Here is a 7,562-nt window from a genome sequence, read left to right as displayed (position 1 = left end):
TGTTTTCGGCCGCAGCCAGCAGAGAACGAACATTAAGGCTGAGGCGGCCAGTAAAAGACACTGTGCGTCCCCTCCGCATCCGGGGGCTGCGGGCCGACCGTTATCACGGGGACTTAGCTACTCGCTCTCGTCCCAAATTCCAGCCCAAAGCAAAGCTCAGTTCTCCGCCCCGTGTCGGCCTCACTGCGGCTCCGCTATCGCTCCGCCACGTTTTCGCGCGCCTGCGCGCGTCTTTGGCTATAGGAGGGTACTGCCCTTACGCCGGGCGGGTGGTGCCTCCCGGCACTCGGAATGGGCAGCCTCAGCCCAATTCCTCACCCCATTCTTTTTTCGCGCGCCTTGGGAAATCTTGTCAAAACGTGCCAGCACATTTTGACGATTTCCTTTTTAAGGCGTCGGCGCGCGGTCAAGCTTTGACCCACCTCAAACTGTTCTCTTTGTGAACAAAGAGAACCAGAAAAACTTTAGACGGATGCTAACGCATCCTCAAGCTGCCGACGGCCCAAATCTCTGTCCGCGCGGGGCGTGCTGCACTCGGAATGGGCAGCCTCGGCCCAGCTCCCTGTTCGCATCTCATTGGAAAATCGGCTCAGGTGTCAGGATTTGTCGGCCTGTTTGTGGTGTATTTGACGTAAATTGATATAATTATCTGTTTTTTTTTTTTTTTGTCTCGGATAAAAGAAAAATAAGGATATTGTTTATGTTTGCTGTATCAATCCTTGTGAAAACAAACTTGTTGATTCGTCATATTATGGGTAATTTTCTGCAACTGAAGTCTTTCTGGAACTTCCTGAAACGGAACAAACTCTTTACCGCCATCAACATCTTCGGATTTGCCGTATCGCTTACGTTCGTCGTGCTCATTGGGCTATACGTGCAGGATGAAGTCGCCGTCAATCGGTCGCAGGTCAATCGGGATCGCATCTATCGCATCGTCGGTTCCTCGCAGACGAATTTCGCCCCGCCGACCGCGCCGGATCTGGCCAATCGGTATCCCGAAATCGAACGGTATACCTTGACTTACAATAAATATGGGTGGGAAGTGTCGGTCGAATCCGAGAACGGTGCCGAGCCGGTGCGGTATATCGGAAATGCGTTGATGACCGACTCCTCGTTTTTCCGGATCTTCTCGTTCCCGTTCGTCGAGGGGACGCCCGAACAGGCCTTGCTGACCAAAGGCGAAACGGTGCTTACCGAGTCCTACGCCCGCAAACTTTTCGGCAACCAACCGGCCTTGGGAAAGACGATTCGTGTAGACGGATTCGGCGAGCTGGTGGTCAGCGGCGTGGTGGCCGACTTCGACAAAGAGACCCATTTTGCCAACCCCGATTTCCTGCTCTGGCTCGATAATATAAGTTCGGCATGGGGAATGAATATGATGGGGCATAGCGGATGGTGTGCCGTGGAAATTTATTTTATGGCCCATCGGCAAGCCGATCTGCCGGCCAAGGCGGCCGACCTGGACGAATACGTGCATTCCAATGACATGTATTGGCTTTTCCGTCACGATTCGACCAACCATGCCTCGTTCGAACCGTTGGAAGAGGTCTATTTCAGTTCGAGACAGAGTTTCAGCGCGAATCGCTCCAATGACGCCCGCTTCCTGACCGTCCTGGGGGCGACGGCGCTGCTGATTCTGGCCTTCGCCATCATCAACTACATCAACCTGTCGGTGGCTCAGAGCGGCTTCCGGGCTCAGGAGGCGGCTACCCGGCGCCTGCTGGGCGGTTCGCGGGGAAGCCTCTTCGGCGGGTTTATTCTCGAGTCGCTGATCATCTGTTTCGTCTCGCTCTGCATCGGCCTGCTGCTGGCCCAGACCATCGAACCGTGGTTCCGGGAGGTAATGGGGTGCGACACCTCCCTCGCGGATAGTTTCACGGCGGGCAATGTGGCGCTGGCATTGGGCGGGGTTGTGGTGATCGGCGTCATCTCGGGGCTCGTGCCGGCTTATGTGCTGACGCGCTTCAAACCGATCGACGTCGTGAGGGGAACTTTCCGGCGGCAGACCAAAATGGTATACAGCAAGATTCTGATCGCGTTCCAGTACTGCATTACGATTGCTTTGATCGGCTGTACGATTACGGTGATCCGGCAGACGAACTTCATGATGAAGACCGACCTGGGATATCGGCACGATTATCTGCTGACGTGCGACAATATGACGGAGAATGCGGCGGAACGGGCGGCGGTGCGGAGCCAGCTGATGGCGATCCCGGGGGTCGAACAGGTGGCTTTCGTGGCCGGTACGCCGGCTGACGGCGGGAACAATAACTCGGCCCGGGACAAGGAGGGGCGGCAGCACAGTTTTCAGATGTTTGTCGGCGACTCGACCTACATGGAGATGATGGGTTTCGAGGTGCTGCATCGGACGGGGGTGGTGAGCGATCGGGGGGTATGGATCAACGAGACGGCGTGGAAACGGCTGGAACTGCCGGACGATGCCACGGAGTGTTTCGATCCGGGGCAATGGGATACGCCGGCGCCGCTGTTGGGGATGGTGCGGGATTTCCACACGACGGACTTGGGTAAGCCGATCGGCGAGGCGATGATCCGCCAGCTGCCGGAGGATCAGTTTTACCCGTGGAGTATCCTGATCCGGGTGTCGCCGGCCGATCCGTTCGGGGCGATGAACCGGGTGCGGGATTGGTACAACGGTTACAAGGGCGGTCAGCTCTTCATGGGGTCGTTCCTCGACGACCAGATCCAGCGGCAGTACGAGTCGCAGGAGCGGACGGCGCAGATTCTCACCTACTTGTCGTTCGTGGCGATCGTGATTTCGGCGTTGGGGATGCTGGCTATGGCGACTTACTTTATGCGTCAGCGGGCGCAGGAGGTGGCGATTCGGAAGGTGTTCGGGGCGACGAACGGGCAGGTGCTGACGCGGTTGATGACGAGTTTCCTGCGGTTGGTGGTGGTTGCGTTCGTGCTGGCGGTGCCGGTGATCTGGTACGTGATGAGTGAGTGGCTGTCGGGATACGCTTATCGGATACCGCTGTCGTGGACGATTTTCGGGCTGGCGGGATTGGCGGCGTTCGCGATCGCGTTTTTCACGGTGCTGTGGCAGTCGCTGAAGGCGACGCGGGCCAACCCGGTCGTGGCGATCCGTGACTGATGCGAGTTGTTGTGATTCCGGTCAGGAAGAGTCTGCTTGGGCTGCTCCAGTCCATTGCCCACCGCGGGCACGCGGGGCCAGGCCGGCCTGAGGCCAGTTCCCTCTCATCGGACAAGCCGCCCGTCTGCTTTAAGAGGGCATATTCTGCCGATTGGCGGTGAGCCAATTCGGCAAGAATTGCCGCGGTCGAGCTTTGAGCCGGTCGGAACTGCCGCTTTTTGAAAAAAGCGGCACCAAAAACTTTTATGCTAGCTACGCTACTCCTTAGGCTCCGCAGTCCTCATGTTTCGCGAGTCTGTCGGGCTGGGTTTTCTCGGCGAGCGCGCTAAATAACGGGTAAAGAACTCAAGCGCGCTACGCCGGAAAAACCCAGCCCGATGAACAGTCCGAGAGTTGGGCCGTCGGCAGCTGGAGGATGCGTTAGCATCCGTCGAAAGTCTTTTTGGTTCTTTTTGCCCGAAGGCTTCCTCGCGCTAACTCGGCATAGCCCGCTTGCGGTCTCTGCTCAAGTAACGCCGCTCGGCTCTTCAGAAAAAGAACAGTACCCTCCAACCCAAGGAAATATACAGAAATATCTGCCGTTTACCGCCGGCAGAGCGGACGAAAGTCGCAGAACTCGCACGTGCGGTGATGCTCCGTTTGAGAGAACGGTACCGAAGCGTCGAACAGCGAAGCGAAAAGCTCCTCCAAACCTTGCAACAGCTTTTGGCGGAGCTCCTCGTCCAATGCCTCGATCTCGACCGGTGCGCCCGCCTCGTCCTTGCAGACCGGAATCGGCGAGAAATCGACCGTCCCCATCCGCCGCGCCACGTAGAGCTCCGTCTGTACCCGTGCCGCCGGTCGCATCCCATTCAGAATCAGTCCGTAGAGCAACGTCTGCAACACCGCCCCGTTGTGCGCCTCGTAGCGCAGCTCGCCCGTGCGTGTGTTCACCGCCTCGTTCGAGAAGAGGCTCTCCGGCGACGGAAACTCCGGCGTATCCCCCCCGCTTTTGTAGTCCACGATCCGCAGCGCGCCGCTCGCCATCCGGTCGATCCGGTCTGCCACCCCCGCCAGCACCACCTCCCGGTCGCCGAAGTGAAACGCATGCTTCAGCCGTTGTTCCAACGCCACCACCGTGAACGGTTCCGCCTGCGACCGCGCATCGTAGCGCAGGATGTGTTCCGCGTACCGCGCCACCGTGTCGCGATGCAGCTGCATCCGTCCGCTGAGCGACACATCCCGTCCGCGGGCTCCCATGACTTCAGCCATTGCCGCTTCCGTGGCCCGTATCACCCCCTCCCGATCGAACTCCGCTACCGCCCGTGCCGCATCCGGCCGCTTCAGGAGCGGTGTGTAGAGCGCCTCCAATGCCCGGTGCAGCGTATTTCCCACGTCTAAATGCGAGGCCTCCTCCTCCAGCTCCTCCGGCGTTTCGAGCCGCTCGATGTCCGCGAAGTAGAACTTCAACGGGCAGTCGATGTAGCGGTTGAGCTTCGACGGGTAGAACGCCATCGTCTCCAGCCGTTGCAGCACCTCCGGCGACTTTTCGACCCGGATCGCTTCCACCGGCCGGTAGTCGATCCGCAGGTTGACGTTCGACCGCTCCACCCGGTGCGGCGACTCGTACTCCAGCTGGTAGATATAGCGGCTCTGCTCGCCCGTGCAGCGTTCGTCGGCCGCCGAGCTGTACATCATCGTGAGCCGTCGGCACCGCGCGATCAGGCGGTAGAAGTAGTAGGCGTACATCGCCTCGTGATCCTGCGGCGTGGGGAGTCCGAAGGCCTGCCGCAGGTTGAACGGGATGTAGGAGCTCCCCTCGCGGTTCCCCGGGAAGGTGTCGTCCGTGAGCGAGAGCAGGATCACGTTGTCGAAATCGAGGTTCCGCGTTTCGAGAATCCCCATGATCTGCAAACCGCTCAGCGGCTCCCCCTCGTACGGCACCCGGCTCTGGGCCAGCGACTGCCGCAGCAGCGAGTGGTAGATGCCCGCCGGAAACTCGATGCCGCAGTCCCGTATCGTCGCCCCGAGCTTCGCCACGTGGTCGAGGATCGTGAAAATGAACTCTTTCCGTTCGCGCGCCTCCTCGGAGTCGGAATCCACGGCTCCGAAGCCCGAGAGAATATCCTCGATGTAAGCCTGCATCTCCTCGACGCCCGTCACCGGCCGGAAAATACGCTCCAGCAGGCCCTGACCGGCGAAAAAGGCCGGTTCGATCCAGATCGTCTGTCCTTCCCGAATCGTTTTCAGCGCTTCTCGCGCCGCGCGGCCGCACCGTTCGACGACGTACGGGTGGTTCAGTATGCCCGACACGTCGGTGTGCGAGAAGAGCCCCTCGCGCGCGTGCCGCTGGAGCGACAGGAGCCGTTCCAGCAGCAGATAAGGCACCGTGCCGGCCAGCGGATAGCCCATCGTGACGTTCAGGCTCGCGATCTCCGGCGGAATCGAGTGGAGCACGGGCAGCAGGAGGGCTTCGTCGGTGAGCACGATGGCGGTCTCCTTGTCCACGAACCCCTGCTCGTCGTGGATGCGCCGGAGCTCGCGGTACAAGGCTTTGCACTGCAAGACGTCCGACGGGGTCGAGATGGCTTCGATGCGTTTGGGCCGCACGAAGTTGTCGCGGTCGAAGTCCGGGGTGTCGTCGCCGAAGCGGGCCACGTCGCGGCGGATGAACCGACCGGCTTCCTGGCTCTCCGAGCGGTAGAAGTAGTTGTCGTAGTCCCAGTAGAATTGCCCGGCGCCGATCTCGCGGAGGTAGTCGAAGAGGCGTTTCTCGCAGTCGTTCAGGGCGTTGAAGCCGACGAAGCAGAAGGTCTTCCCGGCGAACCGTTCGTCGGTGACGGCTCCCGTCTCCGAGACCCGGAGACTGTCGGCCACGTCGCGGTAGATCATGCCGCTGTAGCCGATCCCCAGCTCGCGCAGCCGCGCTTTGTACCGGGTGTAGATGTCGAACAGCGACCGCCAGATTTTCAGAAATTGCCGCTGTTCGTCGGACTGCACCGCCTGCCGGTCGAGCGAGCTCCAGAAGTTCCGCACGAGGGTCATGGCCTCGTCGTTCCCGGCGAAGAGGCCGCCGAAGTGCGCTTCAATGTCGTGCAGGTCGCTGATGTTGGCATACAGTGCGGCGGCGTCGATGCCGTATTTGTCGATGGTGTCGAAGTCGGCGAGGAGCATCTCGCCCCACCGGAAGAAGCGGTCGAAGGGTTCGTCGTGGTAGGCGCGATAGACGGGGTAGAGCTCGGCGACGAGTCGCAGCCGCTCGCCGACGGCGAGCGGCGAGAGGCTCCGGACGAGGTCGTCCATCGAGAGGTAGCGGGGCTGCCACATGGGCCGTCCGTCGCTCAGCGCGAGCAGGGCTTCGTTGAAGAAGAGCCGGGCGCGTTTGCCGGGAAAGACGATGTGCAGGTCGGAGATGCCGCTGCCGTAGGCGGAGTAGAGGTGCCGGGCGACTTCGTCGAGGAATTTTTTCATAGTGGGGGGAGCCGGCTGAAGGAAAAGGGTCAGTTTTCGAACCAGTCGCCGCGGCACCGGAGCACCTGTTCGATCATGTCGCGCACGCAGCCGTATCCGCCCTTGAATCCGGATACGTAGTGGGCGGCTCCTTTGACCGCTTCGGCGGCGTCTGCGGGTGCGGCCGAGATCCGGACGAGGCGCATCGGGTCGAGGTCGGGGTAGTCGTCGCCCATGTAGAGCATCTGGTCGAGCGGCACGCCGCACTGTGCTGAAAAGTCGCGCAGGGCTTCGACTTTGGTCTCCTGTCCGGTGTAGATGTGCCGGATGCCGAGCCCCTCCATCCGCCGTCGGAGCTGGTCGCCTTTGCCGCCGGAGATGATGGCGATGGGGTAGCCTTTTTTCAGGGCTTGCACCACGGCGAGTCCGTCGCGCATGTGGTATTCGCGGAGGAACTGGCCGTCGGGTGTCAGCAGGATGCGTCCGTCGGTGAAGACGCCGTCCACGTCGAAGGCGAAGGCGCGGATATGTGCGATTTCTTCTTTAAAGTTTTGCATAGGTCGAACGTTTTCGAGGTGTGTCCGGAGCGGGTAGCGGGCTGCTCGTTGTTTGGGGGGGGCGGGTAGAGGTTGCCAGTTTTTAGGCCGAGGCGGCCGGTAAAAGACGCCGTGCGTCCGTTTATTCCGAGAGGCAACGCAACTGAAGACCGAGGTTACGACCGTTTGTGCCGCTGGGGTAGAGCCACGTCGCATTGAAGTTCAAGTCTATACTATTAGTCCCCCTGATTGCAGATGCCCAACTGCATCCGTAGCTGCCGACTTCGCCCAGTGTGCCCGATCCGGCATAGCGATAGCCCGGGGCGGGGTACCAGGCGAGCGGGGTTCCCGCGGTGCCGTCGTCCGTTACCTTGTAGAGACGACCGTTGGTGGCTTTGTAGTTCCCTGCGCCGTATTTTTCACCGGGAACCCCATCCGAGTAGTACGGGAAGGTACCGGTCAAAGGCTGATCGAGGTCGGTCGCC

The 7,562-nt window shown here is 60.5% G+C and carries 4 protein-coding genes; 1 reads left to right on the top strand and 3 read right to left on the bottom strand.

The annotated features are described in order from the left end of the window. Window positions 1-721 precede the first annotated feature (721 nt). Window positions 722-3,112 carry an ABC transporter permease gene (locus QZ302_RS07365; protein ID WP_294594082.1) on the top strand — a complete coding sequence of 797 codons (2,391 nt, stop codon included), beginning with the start codon at window positions 722-724 and terminating at the stop codon, window positions 3,110-3,112. A 582-nt stretch (window positions 3,113-3,694) separates the two neighbouring features. On the opposite strand, the gene QZ302_RS07360 is transcribed toward QZ302_RS07365, so the two are convergent. The 3 genes from QZ302_RS07360 to QZ302_RS07350 all read right to left on the bottom strand — a co-directional run. Then, window positions 3,695-6,562 (bottom strand): PD-(D/E)XK nuclease family protein, encoded by a 2,868-nt coding sequence (locus QZ302_RS07360; protein ID WP_294594080.1) that lies wholly within the window; start codon window positions 6,560-6,562, stop codon window positions 3,695-3,697. 29 nt (window positions 6,563-6,591) lie between these two features. Next, on the bottom strand, window positions 6,592-7,098 hold the full coding sequence (locus tag QZ302_RS07355; RefSeq protein ID WP_294594078.1) for an HAD hydrolase family protein: 507 nt from the start codon (window positions 7,096-7,098) through the stop codon (window positions 6,592-6,594). A 121-nt stretch (window positions 7,099-7,219) separates the two neighbouring features. Then, window positions 7,220-7,562, bottom strand: a 343-nt coding sequence (locus QZ302_RS07350; RefSeq protein WP_294594076.1) for a hypothetical protein, incomplete at its 5' end; no start/stop codon positions are given.

Source organism: uncultured Rikenella sp., assembly GCF_910579375.1.
Taxonomy (GTDB): domain Bacteria; phylum Bacteroidota; class Bacteroidia; order Bacteroidales; family Rikenellaceae; genus Rikenella.
Note: the sequence above shows the minus strand (reverse complement) of the source record. Positions and strands in the feature narration are given on the sequence as shown.